Annotated in this window: 20 protein-coding genes and 1 tRNA gene; 15 read left to right on the forward strand and 6 right to left on the reverse strand. The window is 52.2% G+C overall.

Annotated elements, in window-relative coordinates; genetic code table 11:
• Nucleotides 1-2: 2 nt before the first annotated feature.
• The 13 genes from ybgC to R0137_RS05220 all read left to right on the forward strand — a co-directional run bounded on the left by ybgC (nucleotide 3) and on the right by R0137_RS05220 (nucleotide 9,935).
• A complete protein-coding gene (ybgC, locus tag R0137_RS05160; RefSeq protein ID WP_407329073.1) occupies nucleotides 3-452 on the forward strand; it encodes a tol-pal system-associated acyl-CoA thioesterase in 450 nt (149 codons plus the stop codon).
• A 31-nt stretch (nucleotides 453-483) separates the two neighbouring features.
• Nucleotides 484-1,164 (forward strand): protein TolQ, encoded by a 681-nt coding sequence (gene tolQ / locus R0137_RS05165; RefSeq protein ID WP_407329974.1) that lies wholly within the window; start codon nucleotides 484-486, stop codon nucleotides 1,162-1,164.
• Nucleotides 1,164-1,583 carry a protein TolR gene (gene tolR, locus R0137_RS05170; protein ID WP_407329075.1) on the forward strand — a complete coding sequence of 140 codons (420 nt, stop codon included), beginning with the start codon at nucleotides 1,164-1,166 and terminating at the stop codon, nucleotides 1,581-1,583. Before tolQ ends, tolR begins: the two co-directional genes overlap by 1 nt.
• The gene (locus R0137_RS05175; protein ID WP_407329077.1) at nucleotides 1,580-2,347 is read left to right on the forward strand and encodes a TonB family protein; all 768 of its coding nucleotides are present in this window, start codon (nucleotides 1,580-1,582) and stop codon (nucleotides 2,345-2,347) included. The genes tolR and R0137_RS05175 overlap by 4 nt, the downstream gene beginning before the upstream one ends.
• A complete protein-coding gene (tolB, locus tag R0137_RS05180) occupies nucleotides 2,347-3,633 on the forward strand; it encodes a Tol-Pal system beta propeller repeat protein TolB (protein WP_407329079.1) in 1,287 nt (428 codons plus the stop codon). The genes R0137_RS05175 and tolB overlap by 1 nt, the downstream gene beginning before the upstream one ends.
• Nucleotides 3,634-3,750: 117 nt before the next feature.
• The gene (gene pal, locus R0137_RS05185) at nucleotides 3,751-4,296 is read left to right on the forward strand and encodes a peptidoglycan-associated lipoprotein Pal (RefSeq protein WP_407329081.1); all 546 of its coding nucleotides are present in this window, start codon (nucleotides 3,751-3,753) and stop codon (nucleotides 4,294-4,296) included.
• A 22-nt stretch (nucleotides 4,297-4,318) separates the two neighbouring features.
• Nucleotides 4,319-5,212, forward strand: a complete 894-nt coding sequence (ybgF, locus tag R0137_RS05190; RefSeq protein ID WP_407329083.1) for a tol-pal system protein YbgF — start codon at nucleotides 4,319-4,321, stop codon at nucleotides 5,210-5,212.
• A 6-nt stretch (nucleotides 5,213-5,218) separates the two neighbouring features.
• Nucleotides 5,219-5,899: a 7-carboxy-7-deazaguanine synthase QueE gene (queE, locus tag R0137_RS05195; protein ID WP_407329085.1), complete on the forward strand. Its 681-nt coding sequence runs from the start codon at nucleotides 5,219-5,221 to the stop codon at nucleotides 5,897-5,899.
• Nucleotides 5,900-5,916: 17 nt separating this feature from the next.
• Entirely contained in the window at nucleotides 5,917-6,600 is a 684-nt protein-coding gene (gene queC / locus R0137_RS05200; RefSeq protein ID WP_407329087.1) for a 7-cyano-7-deazaguanine synthase QueC, read from the forward strand.
• An 88-nt stretch (nucleotides 6,601-6,688) separates the two neighbouring features.
• Nucleotides 6,689-7,759, forward strand: a complete 1,071-nt coding sequence (locus R0137_RS05205; RefSeq protein WP_407329089.1) for a dipeptidase — start codon at nucleotides 6,689-6,691, stop codon at nucleotides 7,757-7,759.
• Between the two features lie 70 nt (nucleotides 7,760-7,829).
• Complete coding sequence (locus tag R0137_RS05210; RefSeq protein WP_407329091.1) at nucleotides 7,830-8,276, forward strand: Rid family hydrolase; 447 nt, start codon at nucleotides 7,830-7,832, stop codon at nucleotides 8,274-8,276.
• Between the two features lie 84 nt (nucleotides 8,277-8,360).
• A tRNA-Lys gene (locus R0137_RS05215) sits at nucleotides 8,361-8,436 on the forward strand.
• A gap of 356 nt (nucleotides 8,437-8,792) precedes the next feature.
• On the forward strand, nucleotides 8,793-9,935 hold the full coding sequence (locus R0137_RS05220; protein WP_407329092.1) for a hypothetical protein: 1,143 nt from the start codon (nucleotides 8,793-8,795) through the stop codon (nucleotides 9,933-9,935).
• A gap of 25 nt (nucleotides 9,936-9,960) precedes the next feature.
• Here R0137_RS05220 and R0137_RS05225 read toward each other — a convergent pair whose 3' ends face one another.
• From R0137_RS05225 to R0137_RS05235, 3 genes are all read right to left on the reverse strand, one after another.
• Nucleotides 9,961-10,536 (reverse strand): tyrosine-type recombinase/integrase, encoded by a 576-nt coding sequence (locus R0137_RS05225; RefSeq protein WP_407329093.1) that lies wholly within the window; start codon nucleotides 10,534-10,536, stop codon nucleotides 9,961-9,963.
• Nucleotides 10,537-10,991: 455 nt separating this feature from the next.
• Nucleotides 10,992-11,222, reverse strand: a complete 231-nt coding sequence (locus tag R0137_RS05230; protein ID WP_407329094.1) for a DUF4224 domain-containing protein — start codon at nucleotides 11,220-11,222, stop codon at nucleotides 10,992-10,994.
• 124 nt (nucleotides 11,223-11,346) lie between these two features.
• Nucleotides 11,347-11,940, reverse strand: coding sequence for a hypothetical protein (locus R0137_RS05235; protein ID WP_407329095.1), 594 nt, complete (start codon nucleotides 11,938-11,940; stop codon nucleotides 11,347-11,349).
• A 207-nt stretch (nucleotides 11,941-12,147) separates the two neighbouring features.
• Between R0137_RS05235 and R0137_RS05240 the strand changes: the two genes are divergently transcribed.
• The gene (locus tag R0137_RS05240) at nucleotides 12,148-12,564 is read left to right on the forward strand and encodes a hypothetical protein (protein WP_407329097.1); all 417 of its coding nucleotides are present in this window, start codon (nucleotides 12,148-12,150) and stop codon (nucleotides 12,562-12,564) included.
• Between the two features lie 103 nt (nucleotides 12,565-12,667).
• Here the strand turns inward: R0137_RS05240 and R0137_RS05245 are convergent, their stop codons facing one another.
• Both R0137_RS05245 and R0137_RS05250 read right to left on the reverse strand, forming a co-directional pair.
• Entirely contained in the window at nucleotides 12,668-13,189 is a 522-nt protein-coding gene (locus tag R0137_RS05245; protein ID WP_407329098.1) for a hypothetical protein, read from the reverse strand.
• Between the two features lie 9 nt (nucleotides 13,190-13,198).
• On the reverse strand, nucleotides 13,199-13,540 hold the full coding sequence (locus tag R0137_RS05250) for a hypothetical protein (RefSeq protein WP_407329099.1): 342 nt from the start codon (nucleotides 13,538-13,540) through the stop codon (nucleotides 13,199-13,201).
• Between the two features lie 98 nt (nucleotides 13,541-13,638).
• Between R0137_RS05250 and R0137_RS05255 the strand changes: the two genes are divergently transcribed.
• Nucleotides 13,639-14,097, forward strand: coding sequence for a GIY-YIG nuclease family protein (locus tag R0137_RS05255; RefSeq protein WP_407329101.1), 459 nt, complete (start codon nucleotides 13,639-13,641; stop codon nucleotides 14,095-14,097).
• A gap of 228 nt (nucleotides 14,098-14,325) precedes the next feature.
• Here the strand turns inward: R0137_RS05255 and R0137_RS05260 are convergent, their stop codons facing one another.
• On the reverse strand, nucleotides 14,326-15,618 hold the full coding sequence (locus R0137_RS05260) for a zinc-ribbon domain-containing protein (protein ID WP_407329102.1): 1,293 nt from the start codon (nucleotides 15,616-15,618) through the stop codon (nucleotides 14,326-14,328).
• Between the last annotated feature and the right edge of the window lie 197 nt (nucleotides 15,619-15,815).

A 15,815-nucleotide genomic window follows, 5' to 3' on the forward strand; every position in this document is an offset into this window, starting at 1 on the left:
CCATGAGTGACTTCCCCGTAAATGGTCTTGGGGAATTTTCCCTGCCTATTCGGGTCTACATCGAAGATACCGATGCAGGCGGGATTGTCTACTACGTGAACTATCTCAAATACATAGAGCGTGCTCGCACGGAGTTCATGCGATCTTTGGGTATGGATCGGGCGGCTATTTTTAATGACGAGTTAATGTTCGTCGTGAGTGATGTTTCGATCAGCTATCACCGCCCCGCGCTGCTCGATGATGACTTGGAAGCGACAGCTGCGCTAACAGGCGTGGGCGGTGCATCGTTAAAGCTTAAACAATGTGTGCGTCGGGGCAGCGATTTAGTTGTCGAAGCCGCCGTGTCCTTAGCCTGCGTAAGCCCAGAAACACTGGCTCCGCGTCGCATACCCAAAGCGATGCTTGCTACACTGCGCGCCGCGCACGATCCTCAAAACGGCCTCGGAGAATGACTTGGACGAACTAAGCCTGGTGGACCTGGTAATGGATGCCGGGATCACTGTAAAACTGGTGATGGCTTTGCTCATGGCGGCATCGGTCACTTCCTGGTACATGATCTTTCAGCGTTTCTTTTACTTCCGCAGTGCGGGCGAGGAGATGCTGGATTTTGAGGAGCATTTTTGGTCCGGAGTAGATCTTGCACAGCTGTATCGCGAAGGTAACGAGCGGGCCGCAGATGGCGAAGTTATCATCGGCGTAGAGGGCGTATTCCGAGCTGGGTTTAAAGAATTTTCGCGGCTGGCGCAGCAATCGGATATGGATGCTGAAGCGATGCTCGAAGGGGCGCGTCGGGCGATGCGCGTTGCGATGATGCGCGAAGAGGAGCGTCTGGAAAAGCACCTGCCGTTTTTGGCGACGGTGGGTTCTACCAGCCCTTACGTGGGCCTTTTCGGAACCGTCTGGGGCATTATGAATTCTTTCCGCGGACTGGCGAACACCTCTCAAGCGACGCTGGCTACTGTTGCTCCGGGTATTTCTGAAGCGCTTGTGGCCACGGCCATGGGTCTGTTTGCCGCGATCCCTGCAGTGATGGCTTATAACCGCTTTGCAGCCAAGGTAGACGTTTATGGCAAGCGCTACGACACTTTTGTGGATGAGTTCTCCAGTATTCTCGGTCGTCAGGCCTATGCCCTGAAATCTCGCCAGAGAGAGGCCAAGCAGTAATGCGCCGACGCGCCCGCTTTCGGCCTATGGCCGAGATCAACGTTGTTCCCTACATCGACGTGATGCTCGTGTTGCTGATCATCTTTATGGTGACGGCGCCGATGCTCATGCAGGGCGTCAAAGTTGAGCTGCCGCAGGCCAAAACCGAGCCGGTGGATAACCAGGACGCCGAGCCACTCATTGTCTCGATTAACGCGCAGGGACAGCTGTTTTTGAATGTGGGTGGGCAGGAAGATCAGGTCCTGTCACTCGCAACCGTGCAGCAACGCGTGGGTGCGGTGATCCGTCGTAGCCCCGACAAGCCCGTATTGGTTTGGGGCGATAAGGCGGTTGCCTACGGCGAAGTAGTCGGGCTCATGGCGGCGCTGCAGGAAGCTGGCGCTCCCGGAGTGGGGTTGGTGACAGAGGACCCCCGGTGAATCGAGACTGGTACAGTCTTGGGCAACTCACTTTACTGCCGATCGCCGGTACGCTGGCACTGCATTTACTGGTTTTAGCCGCGATCTTGCTGCGTTTTCAGCCCGATAGTGACCCTCGTACCATCGAGGCCAGGGTGCTGCCGCCCACGGCTATAAACGCCACACTTATTGATGCTTCTTCTTTGAAGCCCAAGAAGCAAGTTCGTAAGACTACGCCGAAGCCCGCGGCAAAGCCTAGGCCCAAGCCTGTGAAAAAGGCTCCGGCCAAAACCACTACGGCCACCACTGCTAACAAACCTGCCCCCAGCACGACCACGCCAAAACCCCGCAGCAAAGCGCCAGCTCCGGCCCCCAAGGTCGAGGAAAAACGCATTAGCGCCGAAGAGCTCGCTGCGATTAGTCGCCGTGAACTTGCCGCTGCTATGGCGGCCGAAGACAGCACACAGGTGGCGGTGACTGCCGAGGAGATGTCCACGAGTTACGCCGCACTCATTCGTGACACGGTAGTGAACTACTGGAGTCGTCCGCCCAGTGCTCGCAACGGCATGGAGGCGCTACTGGCGATACAGCTTGTGCCGACCGGCGAGATCGTTTCGGTGAGCGTACTTCGCTCTAGTGGCAGCGTTGCTTTTGATCGCTCGGCCATGAATGCGGTAGAAAAAGCGGGGAGCTTCCCCGAGCTGAAAAACTTGCCTGGTCGGGAGTTCGAGAAGACCTTCCGTCGCTTCCAACTTTTGTTTAGACCCGAGGACTTGCGCTACTGATGCTTCGCTCACTACTTTTCTCTTTGCTTTTACTCCCGATGCTGGCAAATGCTCAGCTGGTAATTGAAATCACTCAAGGGGTTGATGACCCCACGCCGGTTGCCGTCGTGCCCTTTGCCTGGGAGGGCGAAGGTACGGCGCCCGCTGATATGGCGGAGGTGGTGCAGGAAGACTTTCAGCGTAGTGGGCAGTTTTCGCCCGTAGATCGCGCGGATATGTTGGGTTTTCCCAGTCGTGAGGAGGAGGTTTTTTACCGTGACTGGCGGGCTATAGCGAGCGAATACGTGCTCATCGGGCGTGCTACGGGCGAGGGCGGTCAGCTGTCTTTGCGCTATGAACTCTATGATGTGCTTCGCCAGACTCGTATTGCCGAAGGCACCTTCGCCGGGCCTGTGGGTGAGGCAAGGATGCTCGCGCACCGAGTCTCGGACGCAGTCTACGAAAAGCTCACGGGAATTCCCGGCGCTTTTGCGACACGTTTAATCTATGTATCAGTCACACGTAATCCCACCGGTAAGGATTATTATCGTCTGACTTTGGCTGATTCCGACGGCGCCCGTCCTATTGTGCTGCTGGAGTCGCGAGAGCCCATCATGTCGCCTAGCTGGGCACCCAATGGCAAGCAGGTCGCTTACGTGTCTTTTGAGACGGGGCGCCCCGCGATTTTCCGGCAGGTGTTGGCCACCGGTGAGCGAGAGCAGCTCACCAATTTCAGAGGTCTAAACAGTTCTCCAGCATGGTCCCCTGATGGTAATTCTATGGCCATGGTGCTCTCTAAAGATGGCAGCCCCGATATTTACCTTATGGACATGGCGAGCCGCCGGCTGACGCGAGTCACTCGACACTATGCGATCGACACTGAGCCCAGCTGGATGCCGGACGGCCGCTCCTTTTTGTTTACATCAGATCGCGGGGGGCGCCCGCAGATCTATCGCTATGACCTGCGTAGTGGCTTAACCGAGCGTGTGACCTTCGAGGGCAGCTACAATGCCCGGGCTCGTGTGGCTCAGGACGGCCGAAATGTGGTTCTCGTACATCAGCGTGACGGAGAGTTCCAGATCGCGATCCATGACTTGGTGAGTAATCGCTTACAGGTGCTTACAAATACTGATCTTGATGAAAGTCCAAGTATCGCACCTAATGGTTCCATGGTATTGTACGCCACCAAGTATGGTGATCGTGGGATTCTCTCTGCGGTCTCGGTGGATGGCGGCGTTAAGTTCAGGCTTCCCGCCCGAAGCGGCGATGTACGAGAGCCGGCCTGGTCGCCTTATATGCAGTTTTAGAGCAGTTTTAAGTTCGCAGCATTTTTACCCCAAATAGACGGAGCAATATCCGCATAAGAGGGGCAAAAAAGCTGGGTTTTACATTGAGTTCAATACCATTTTTGAAGGAAGCACGTCATGAAGCAAATCCCCGTTGCCGGCAAGGCCCTAACACTGCTGTTCGCTGCGATGTTCCTCGTGGCATGTTCAGGCACCTCTACTAAGGAAGAGGAAGCAGCCGCTGCTGCAGCCGCTGCTGCTGCCGCAGCCGAAGCTGCCGCCGCTGATGCTGCTCGCGAAGCTGAGCGCCAGGCCGAAGCCGCCGCTGCTGAAGCTCAGCGTGAGATGGAAAAAGCTGCAATGGCAGCCGGTACCGTCTTTTACTTCGAGTTTGATAGCGCAACGATGACACCTGCTGCTCAGGCTGCAGTAGATGCACACATCGCGTTGCTCAAGACTAACGATCGCAGCGTGCGCCTTGATGGTCACACTGACGAGCGCGGTACCCGCGACTACAACATGGCTCTGGGCGAGCGTCGTGCGAACGCTGTTCGCGACTACATGGTAGTCAATGGTGTCGCGAGCTATCGTATCGAGACTGTGAGCTATGGCGAAGAGCAGCCTATAGCCTATGGCAGCGGCGAGAGCAGCTGGTCTCAAAACCGTCGGGTAGAGCTTAAGTAAGACAGGTTTTGTTGTTTAGCAGATGTTGAAAGCTATTCCGTTCCATCGAATCGGGCTGACCTCTCTGGTTGGCCCGATCTCGTTTCTGGCCGCAGCGATATCCTTCTCGGCCGCGGCTCAGGACTATATCGATGTAGAAGCCGAACGTCGGTCGCCGCAGTCAGGATCCACGTCTGCTGCACCGGCTGTGAGTTACGGCGTTGGTACAGCGCCTTCGGCGGTATCTTCGTCGGCAAGTAACACACGCTCGCTGCCTCCTCCGTTAGCACCCGCCGGCGACAATATTGGTGGTTTGTTCAATCAGGTGCAGCAGCTTCAGCAAGAAGTGATGCGTTTGAACGGACTTGTAGAGCAGCAGGCTTACGAGATTCGCACGCTCAAAGAGCAAAGTCTTGAGCGCTATATGGATATCGATCGACGCTTGGCATCGGGTGGTGCTGTGGCCAGCAGTGGTGGATCTGGCAGTGCGCCGATTACTAATCCTCCAGCAACTACCACAGATACTAGCGGTTCAATGGCAGAGATCGCTGAGCAACCGGGTGAGGGCGACGCGTACCGCGCTGCCTACGCCTTGGTAAGAGGCCAAGAGTTTGATCAGGCCGTTAGCGCTTTCAACGCCTTTTTGGAGCGTTTTCCTGCGGGGCGTTATGCTCCCAATGCGCACTATTGGTTGGGTGAGCTTTATCTGGTCACAGATCCAGCAGATCCTGAGGCATCGCGTCAGGCCTTTATGCTGCTTCTGAATCAGTACCCCAATAACGCCAAGATTCCTGATGCGCTGTATAAGCTGGGTCGCGTGCATTTCATGAAGGGCAATCTAGATAGGTCCCGGGAGTTTTTGAATCGGGCGATACGCGAGTACCCAGACAGTTCAGCAGCTCGATTGGCGGGCGATTTTCTCGACCAGAATCTCTGATAGGTCATGGGTGCTATCGCAACAGCGGATAGCGTGGTGACGGCCGAGACACTGCGAATTACCGAAATCTTCTACTCCTTGCAGGGTGAAGCGCGGACGGTAGGCTTACCAACAGTTTTTGTGCGCCTTACTGGCTGCCCGCTGCGCTGTCTCTATTGCGACACGGAGTATGCGTTTCACGGCGGCGAGATGATGACGCTGGAAAACATCACTTCCCGGGTGGCGCAGTACAAGCCTGCTTTTGTGACCGTGACCGGCGGTGAGCCTCTGGCTCAGCCCAATTGCCTGCCACTGCTGTCGATGCTCTGCGATCAAGGCTATGAAGTATCTCTCGAGACCAGCGGCGCCATGCCCGTTGCCGATGTTGATCCCCGTGTTGTGAAGGTGCTGGATCTGAAAACGCCTGCGTCCGGTGAAGTTGCTCGAAACGACTACGAGAACATCGAGCACCTCACCGCCAACGATCAACTGAAGTTTGTGATCTGTGATCGCAATGACTACGAGTGGGCGCGTTTCAAAATCGATGAGTATGCGCTGGTTCCTCGGGTGTCTGACGTATTGTTCTCACCAAGTCACGAACAGCTTGCTCCCCGAGAATTGGCTGAGTGGATCCTCGCGGACAATCTACCGGTACGACTGCAATTGCAATTGCACAAATTTCTTTGGGACGATGCTCCCGGGCACTGATGTCAGAGTCGTAATCTATGAGTTCTCAGAAAAAAGCCGTTATTCTCGTCTCCGGCGGACTGGATTCAACCACGGTATTGGCCCTTGCAAGAGAGCAGGGCTATGAGTGCTACTCCCTGAGTTTTGACTATGGGCAGCGCCATCGTGCCGAGCTTTTCGCCGCAGAGCGCGTGTCTAAAACTTTGGGTGATGTCGAACACAAGGTCGTTCGCCTCAGCCTGGACAGCATCGGTGGTTCAGCGCTTACTGATGACAGTATCGATGTACCCGAAGAAGCGAGCGAAGGCATTCCCGTGACCTATGTGCCCGCGCGTAACACCGTATTTTTGTCCATTGCTTTAGGCTGGGCCGAAGTCCTGGGAGCTCAGGACATTTTTATTGGCGTCAACGCCGTGGACTACTCAGGTTACCCGGATTGCCGACCCGCATTTATTGAAGCTTTTCAGCAGTTGGCCAACGTGGCTACGCGAGTGGGCGTAGAAGGGGGCAGCTATGAGATACACACGCCCCTTATGGACCTGGGAAAAGACGACATCGTGAAGTTGGGTGCGCGCTTGGGCGTAGACTACTCCCAGACGGTCTCTTGTTATCAGGCCACTGACGATGGGCTCGCCTGCGGTGTCTGTGATGCCTGTAGACTGCGACGAGAGGGCTTTGAGAATGCCGGTTTGGAGGACGTAACACGCTATGTCACAGCCTAGGTTTTCCCTCTCGAGAGGTTTATCGAGACGGGCGTTACTTCGCGGATCTCTAGCTGCCACGGCGACTTTATCGCTATCAAGAGAGCTATTGGCGTTAGAAGCTGAGAGTATCGATGTCAGCCCTGAGTCTCTGGAGCGCGTCGCCGCGGTCTTTGCTACAAACCCTATTGTCGACTTTCATACGCATATCGGCATCTGGCAGAACACGGGTCTTGATAACTCGGCCAAAGGAATTCCCCCCGTTAGCGCTGAAAAGTTTGCGAGCAATGTCCGGGAATACCTCGACGCCGGGGTTAACTGCATCTACCTCGATACCATCAGCGATATAGCCCGAACAAGAATCGGGCAGCCGGGTAACAAAGATCGAGACTTTGAAGGGGATGAGGCTTGGGACGAATACCAGCGGCAATATGCGCTGATGACGGGCTTTCTAAAAGACTCTCCTATGAGTCCGGTGACAGACGTGGACCCCATAGAGAAGATTAGCGCCCGTGGCGAGTTGGCTGTGATCTTGTCCACCGAAGGCGCCCATATGGTGGAAGGTTCCCCCGCTCGCCTGAAGGTGCTCTATGAGCACGGTTTAAAACGCCTGCAGCCGATTCACTATGTAGCGTCTACTTTGGGCGATAGCCAGACTGATCCAGAGACTTATGGAGGTCTGTCCCCGTTGGGTCGTCAGGTATTGGAAGAGGCCAGTGAGTTGGGCATGCTCTTGGATATGGCGCATGCAAGCCAGAAGGTGGTCGAGCAGACCGTTGAGCTGGTGGATCGGCCGCTGGCCCTTTCGCACACCATGGTGAAATACAATTCTGCTCGTTTCGGAGACTATCGTAGTACGCGCTCGCGCTGGATCAGTCCAGAGCACGCGCGCCTGATCGCCGACACTGGAGGGGTTGTGGGTACATTCCCGATTCAGGCGCCTTATGGCGTTAGCTATCTGGATGAGTTCATTGAAGCGCTAAAGGTTATGGTCGACACGGTTGGTATTGATCACATTGCATGGTCAACAGATTTAGGGGAGCCGGTACGGCCTGCTTTTTTGCAGAGTTACCTGCAGTTTCCCAAGGTGTGTGCCAAGCTGTTAGAGAGTGGTTTTAGCGATAGCGATCTTGCGAAGTTTGCAGGCGGTAACGCGTTACGCGTTCAGGCGGCAGCGTAACCCCATAGCTTTTATCCATCAGCCCCTTTAACGAAGTTCTATGCGAAGTTGTATTTCAGGAGTGTTTGTTATGCGCCAATTGGTTTTTGTGACACTACTTACTCTCATCGCTGTTTCAGCCGTGCGGGGCGCCGAAGTCAGTTTTTTGAATAGCAGCGGCTCGCTATCCGCCGACCTGCCTTTTTCTGAGGCGGTGCGCGTCGGGGATACGGTGTATCTCGCGGGCCAGTTGGGTGCGCTTCCTGGCGAACTAACTGTAGTGCCTGGGGGCATCGTCCCCGAGAGCCGCCAGACGCTCGAAAACATCCGAAATACCTTAAAAGCGCATGATCTGGACATGAGTGATGTGGTGAAATGCACGGTAATGCTTGCGGATATCAGTGAGTGGGGTGCTTTCAATAAAGTCTACGCTGAGTTCTTCAGTAAACCTTTCCCCGCTCGAAGCGCTTTTGCGGCAAGCGGCCTGGCTCTGAACGCCCGTGTCGAGGTGGAGTGCATCGCCGCTTATTCAGACTAATCAGGGTCTGTTTGGAGCGCAAAGAGAACTTCGTATAAGTACTTGAGTTTTCCGCCTAAATCCGTAATATGCGCCATCCCTCTGGGGCCGTTAGCTCAGTCGGTAGAGCAGTTGGCTTTTAACCAATTGGTCGCTGGTTCGAACCCAGCACGGCCCACCATTTTTCCTTTTGTTTACAGCGCATTACCGCCCCTGTTGCAGGAGCGATCTCTGTGTATTGTGCTACACGGCGGTCTTCGTGCTATTCAGTAGGCCTTGCCTCGTTTTTGCGGCCACTTCATTAGAGTTAGATTAGCGGCCCGTCGGGCTTCTCGATTACTCCAGCGGTGTAAATGCCGGTTAGGGGTCTATAGCCGCAGCGTCGCACTCGATGCAGCTGGCGGTTTAGGTCGTTAAACACGCTTGACAGCGTTTTGCTTAAAACCCCAATTGTTAGACAACACCCGACATACAGCGGAGAATTGCCCGAATTCGTTACCAATTGTAAATACGCGCACGAGCACAATCAGAGAATAGATGAAGGACCGATACTCAGAGAAAGAAGTTATTAGAGCGGGAGAGCGGTTGGTCGCTCGCGGGGCGTCTTTGTCTGATGCAGAGCTGGAAGAGATCATGGATGTGCTTTCCTATTGGCGTTTTCAGCATGAGTCGCCCCTTGATTCGGCCGCTGCACTGTTGAAAAACTGCACTTTGAAGCACGATAAAAAAGCTATTTTCGCTAAACGCCTGAAGCGATTCGCATCGATTGCGGCAAAGTTGGAACGCTTTCCCAAGATGAAGCTGAAGAACATGCAAGACATTGGCGGTTGCAGGGCAATCGTTACGAATCAAAAAAAGTTAGACCAAGTTGTACGAGAACTTCGTAAGAGAAAAGAGTTTAGGAGTGGACTAGGCAAAATCAGGTTCAAGGACTATATCGGTAACCCGAAGGGTGACGGATATCGTGGTTACCATTTGATTGGCTCATTTCGCGATCAGGGCACTGAAAAAAAACTAATAGAAGTACAAATACGAACTACGATTCAGCACGATTGGGCTACCGCGTTGGAGATCGTCGATCTATTCACTGGGCAGGCGCTCAAGTCCAACCAGGGCGAAGCTGATTGGAAAGCCTTCTTTGCTCACGTGAGCGCACACTTTGCCCTTATGGAAGAGATTCATCTCTTTAGCTCTAAGACTAGAGAGGACCAGTTGGCAACATATCAAGAAAAAGTTCGTACAAACCCTGATTTCTACAGCACAGCGGCAACGGTACAGAGTTATCAAAATAGTCTTTCGGTGGTACGCAAACTAGAAGCTTTTGCTCACTCGTTAAAGACGGCTGATGAGCATATCTCTGAAAAAAGAGTTCGAGGCTACGTGCTTCTTCAAGTCGATACCTTGAGATCGAATGTACGATCGACCCTTTTTGAGAATGCCAAGAGCGAGGAGGCTGAGCGAATGTACTTAGAGAGCGAGAAGGAAGCCGCCGCTACTCAGGGGTTGGTTGTTGCTCTTGTATCTACTAGCGCGGTTGGTGGCATCAAGGAGGCATATCCCAACTACTTCGCTGACTCTACGGAATTCTTACGCTACTTGTCGCTGATACTTAATATAGAAGCTTTTCAGCGTCCTGGATTTATTAGAAGGATGCTCACTGGATCTGGCCTCGGGCGCTAGCGTAGAGCGATACAATGGGCTTCTCTTAGCGGGCTGGTTTGATTGCCAATGCTTTCCTGCGATATACGCGGTCTGTGGTCCCCTGGTTGCTGTGGCCCATGAGTTCTTTGGCATGCTGCGCCGATGTGTCAGATGCGACCTTTGCCCTTAGGTCATGTTCAGTGAAGCGATCTCGAAGCTCGGTTTTTGCCAATGCATTCACCATTGCCCTTTGCCAGATGGAGTCAAAGCCAGAAGTGGTGCCATTTAGTTTTATATACGGACTGCCGAACCTATTGCAAAACAGGTATTCGTTACCTGGCTTTGGACAAACATCAAGCGCGTGTTTTATGCACTCCCTGAGGTGATCAGTCCAGACGAAGAGCATTGATTTCCCCGACGAGCGCAGAGTTTTTCGTGGCCTCACGAGGAGCCCCTCATCGGATATCTGATCGATTCTGATACTCAGCATGTCTCCTTTCCGCAGGCCCAATGCGAGCTTGAGCGCGACGTAGGATGTTAGAAATGGTGAAGCTACGCTAAGAAACTCCTTTAGCTCCCAGTCTTCCACATAGCGGGTTCTTTTTTGACTCGGGTTTTTCACTACTTTCTTTCCTGCCATTGGGTGTTCATCGATAGCACCCCATTTGATTGATTTGGTGAAACAGTGTGAGAGTACTTCTAGGTCTCTATTTGCTGATATTGGCCCGTGTTTCTGTGTGCAGATGTCTCGAAACTGGTAGATGTGTTTGGGTCTAATACGAGCAATTTGGTTTGGCCCGAAGAATCCCCGGAGTCTCCGGAGACTGATCTGATTGCTTCTTTGTGTTGCAGGTGCTTTGTTTGGTATTACGTCGGATAGATATCGATCGAAAAGATGTTCCATAGTAGATACTGATGAGTGTGTCGCAACGCGCTCTCCAAAGGACTTGTATGCCTCGCTGAGTGTTTTACCAAGTCGGAATTGTTTCTTATCGTCCCAGTGATGTTCTTGCCCCTTAGGTACCTGGTAGTAGTAGGCGCCGTGATAGTGCCGCCATCTATTCGGTAAGCCGATGTTCTCGCGGTTGCGTTTTCTCAAAGAAACTCACTGTTCAGGATTACTTCATCCGATACTGCATACCCGTCGCGCGACTCCGTAACGGAGTAGAAGTTTTCATAGGTCACAAGTGGTTTGCCTTCAGGGGTTACTAAAACCCTAAACCCCATCTCACGCAAAACGCGGGTTTGAGACTTATGCTTCTTCCTGCCGGTGGCTTGTTCAATGATGAACGGTTCAATAAAAATTTTGGGTTCGTAAGTTTTCATAGTCAGTGTTACGTTTGGTTTGGGCGTACCTCTAGCGTCAAGCAACGGGTCGAGGCACGCCTTCCGACTCCGTTGCCCTTGTTTGTCATTTGCCGGGGACTCAGCCTCACAGCGCATGGACCATTCAGCCTTGGTCTTGGCTTTGAGCTACTAGGTCGCTCGATATGTCTTTCAGATTGTGGGAGAAATAGATTTCTCCGTCTTTTCCCAGGTATTTGGCTAGGTAGTGGCTAGAGCCAGAGTTGCTCTCTACTGCTTCGATTCGAGCAAAGCCAGTTTTTCGGTCCAGGAACTGCCACTTATCCATCCAGGTGAGGCGCCGCGTGTTTCTGACGCCGGCTATAACCAGATGGAAGTGAATTCGGCCTTGCTTTTGGTATTCCTCGGCGCATATCCAGTACAGCGCTCCGTTTTTATACCAGCGTCTGCCATACAGCGAGGCAGCAAGTCGGGAGAGCCATACCCGAACCTTTTTCATTGCTGCATCTGGGTTTAAGTCTTCTGCAAATGTCAGCGTTACGAACCATTCCCATGGCCAGCGACTTATGAGATCACCGTAGGCAATACGGCGCAGGTATCGCGGGTTTTTCCGAAAGTCTGCCAGCAAGGACTCTGGCGTGGGTGTATTCATACCACCCATAATAGCAAGCAGATGGGTGGAGTCAATACCCCTTAAGGAAGAAGACGTGTGCGAGTGATTGGGTTGGGGCAGTGCCATCCTCAATTTTCCGATTGGCCTCAGCGCTGTCAACCGCGCTTCGCTTTAGTTGACAGCGCCGACGCCAATCTTGGTTTGGTTGGTTATGGCATGCCGCCACATTGCGCATGTGGCGATTGAGGGGAAGAGCGATGCTCGCCTGGATGGACAACACTTGCCGCGATAACATGGTATCTAGTCTTTCGAGTTTATTTCGAGGTGTGCGTCATGAAGCTAGCGCTTCAGATTGCCGGTGGAATTCTTATTGCTTCGGCGGTTCTGTTTTTAGTGCGAGTAGTGTTTTTTACCGCAGCGATAACTGCCTTTTCCGAAGAGGTAGACAAAATGGGTAAGGCCGCTCAAGCGCAGGCAGACAAGAGAGTAGCTGAGCGCATTGAAGCCCAGAGAAAGGAAAGTGCTATGCGGGCAGAGAAAGTCCGACAAATCCAAGTTGCAGAAGAGGCTAAGCGCAGGGCCGACCAATACGAGCGCGATAAGCGTGCTGAATTTGACTCAGGTTACATAATGCCCGATGGGTGTGAAAATCCAAGAAACGAGACCGCATTTGTAGAGTGCGCGAACCACAAGCTTCGCGCTCGAAAAGAGTTCTATGCTAATTTCGATGGAAAGCGCCTTAGCTTGTGAACAAGCCTGCTCATTGCCCTTTAATTGGGTTTTTTGGATTCAATTAAGTTCAGCTAACGTCTAGCTACCCTTAATCTTGCTTTAGAGCGTGAGCCTGAATTAATTAGAGATTTTTCACGTGCTCGGCGAGCGCTTCATAGCTCGTTTTCCTGCTCTCAATCAGTGCATGAACGTATTGAGATAAATTTTCACTTACGTTCAGGATCGTTTCTTTCGACGCATCCAGGCTGTCAGCCGCCTCCTCGAGGCTGATGGTTGAATCAAAATCAACTTCCTCTAGAAAGTGGTGCACAAGCTTGTTCCGCTCGACTATCAGTGATTCAAGCTGATCAATTGCTTGTTCACTCAATTCATATTCGAATTTATAACTAATATGAAACCCTGAAAACTCGTCGGGTGAAGTTTGTGCAAGTGGCCCATTGATGAAGTCCCTAGAGACCATTCCCAGTGTGCGCTTTCCAACCGATGTCTTCTTTCGTTCCAAGTTTGGGAGAAGAGTGGATTGATCACCCGATATAGCGCTGTGCGCCACGATGAACTTCAACTGTCTCTCAATTTGCTGAAGCAACAGTATGTTGCGACCGACCTTGAGTTTCACTTGATCTTGTAAAGCGGAGAGTTCCACAGTAGCTTTTTACTTGATCTCGGGCGTTTTTATACCTGGAATCTCACCCTTAACAGCCTTCCAAAAACTGCTGACTTTTTGGGCGGCAATATAGGCAAGTGATCGCTCGGCTTTGTGTCCGACCTCAGGCATGGTGTCCTTGAGGTTCACTCCCAGAATCTTTTCGTATTTCCTTACAGTACGGATATCGTGAACCAGATATACGACTTTCCAGCCGTAATGCTTGGCAACAAAAAGGGCACCAATTGCTGCCTCTAGTTGGTGAGCATTGCCTTTGAAGTTGCCGGCAGCTTTGCCTGCAATTACTCCTAACTCTTCATCGCTCAATTCTGGGGGTGTCGTTTCACTCATTGCTACAGCCTCTCAGAAGTCATGCTCTTGGGCAATCTATGTGCGTATTATTTGGTTGAGTAATAGACTGATTCATTATCACTGCGAGATACAGGCCGATGCCACAGAACCCGTTCTACGTTTATGCCCTCAAAGATCCACGAGAAAAACCAGCTTCTGTATTTTACATCGGGAAAGGTACAGGCAATCGTGCCTGGGAGCATGAGGCGGTGGAGGACGATTCCGAGAAAGGGCTTGTCATCAAAGGAATACATGATCACGGTATGAAGGTTTTGCACACTGTGTTGGCTGACGATCTCACTGAAGCGCAAGCGTTAAAGCTGGAAGCCGAACTCATAGCGGCTTTTGGTATCCGCAAGCGTGGAGGGCTGTTGACTAATCGTGTGCAGCCTAATCCGAACACGATCTCCAAAAAGTCGAAAGTAAATGTCCCTGATGGAAGTTATGAGCGTGCGCAGATGGGGCTTGAGTTCTTGAAGTCGGCAATAATGGAGCTAGCCAAAGCAAACCCTGGAGGCATAAGAAACTCAGATGCCGCTAAGTTCCTAGGCCTGTAATCTGAGTATGGCGGCGGGGCGAAGGATTACCTGTCTTACAGTGTGTTGGGGCTGTTGCTCAAAGAGGGCCGCATAGAGCGGAACGAGCGCAAACGACATGTTGCCGTAACTGAATGACACGGTGTTCGTGAAACGGTGTCCGAGGAAGCCGTTGAGTCGGTATGACTCATGAAGTATGTTTTAGCGTGTCGTAAAGTTAAAATCTTCCGCCCACCTAAGTGCTGAAGATTAGTCGAACAAGTCTATTTGATCTTCGGTTTTATTCTTACGCCGCGTAGCACTAGCTCGTAAGTATCGACACTGCGGGCACCCGCGATTATGTTTTCGATGAAGTATAGAATCCTGCCATTCGTGGCCACATGGTCCTAGCCACCAAACCACCTTGCCTGATCCCGGAGTGAACTGACTGGGTGACAACCCATTATTCTTTTTGGGGTGCCACTCTCGAGATATTTTCGGATGCAAAGTGGCGAGCGACTTTTCCGGCTTGGCGTACTTCCGCTCCGCGTATAGTCTTTCGAACTCTTTGCTTGCGATCCAAGTCTTCCGACTCTGATACTCATGTATGAGCAAAGCTTGCGCTGGGGTTACAGCGTGATTCTTCCCGATACGCTTCAATAGTTCCTTGATTGTCGAGATCGGTATACGCTTCTTGTTCGTTTCTATGTCATGCGGGCTGATTAGTGGGAGACCTTCTTCCCTAATCCTTATCAGCATAATCTTCGATGCGACAGCTTGGTTTTTGCACGTGTCTTTTTCGACTTTGTCATGGTGCCAGTACACGCCATCATATTCGATACCGATACCGATCCCGAGCTCAGGGATGTACAGATCCAGCTCAACACCGTTGAAGATGAATCGGTGCTCGATGTTTTGGAAGATGCTTTGTAACTCGGTGTAGATCCTCAATTCAGGAACGGACCAGACCGGGTTGCACTTAGGACACCCTGTTCCGGTAGCGCGGTGGTTAACCGTGGCTTCCCATTCATGGTCATCGCCATTGCGACATTTCCACCAAACCCTTTTTTTCGCTGATGGAGCAATGTAAAACGGAGTTAGAGAACCGTTTTTTGTTGGGTGCCACTGCGATGCGAGGGCGAGGTTTACTGCGCCCAGTGAGTTTTCCTTTGTAATGTGCTGGTTCGCGCAGTATGGACAGCCCTTGCCGTTAGCGCGATTGTTGAGTTTGGCTCGCCAAACATGGGTTGGGTTAACGGTGCACTGCCACCAGACTTGAGCTTTGGTGCTGGGCAACACATCAAATGGCGTAAGAGCTCCATTTTTTTCAGTGTGCCACTCCCGGGCGAGTTTTGGGTTAACCGTGCCGAGGCTGTTAGATACAGCTACCCTTTGATTGGAACATATCGGGCAACCAGCTCCCCTATTCCTGTTGTAAATAGCCGCATCCCACTCGTGATCGTTGCCCTTAGGACAAAGCCACCACGCCTTTCTTCCTGATCCAGGAGTTACGTCGGCGGGTGTCAGGCTGCCATTTTTAAATGGGTGCCACTGAGCGGCCAAGTTAGGATTTGCTTCTTGTAAGGACTTTTTTACCACGATGTTCGCAAAGATAGATCAATCATGAGTTTCGTGCCACTCATAGAGACGACTTTGTAAGTCCTCGCAATTACGGACCTAGAGTAGGGATTTCTGTGCTATTGGACCTAGGCATTGCTAGATAATTCAACAGGTTAGGCAGGACAATGTCGTCCATCGAT

The organism is Congregibacter brevis (genome assembly GCF_045689245.1).
GTDB lineage: Bacteria > Pseudomonadota > Gammaproteobacteria > Pseudomonadales > Halieaceae > Congregibacter > Congregibacter brevis.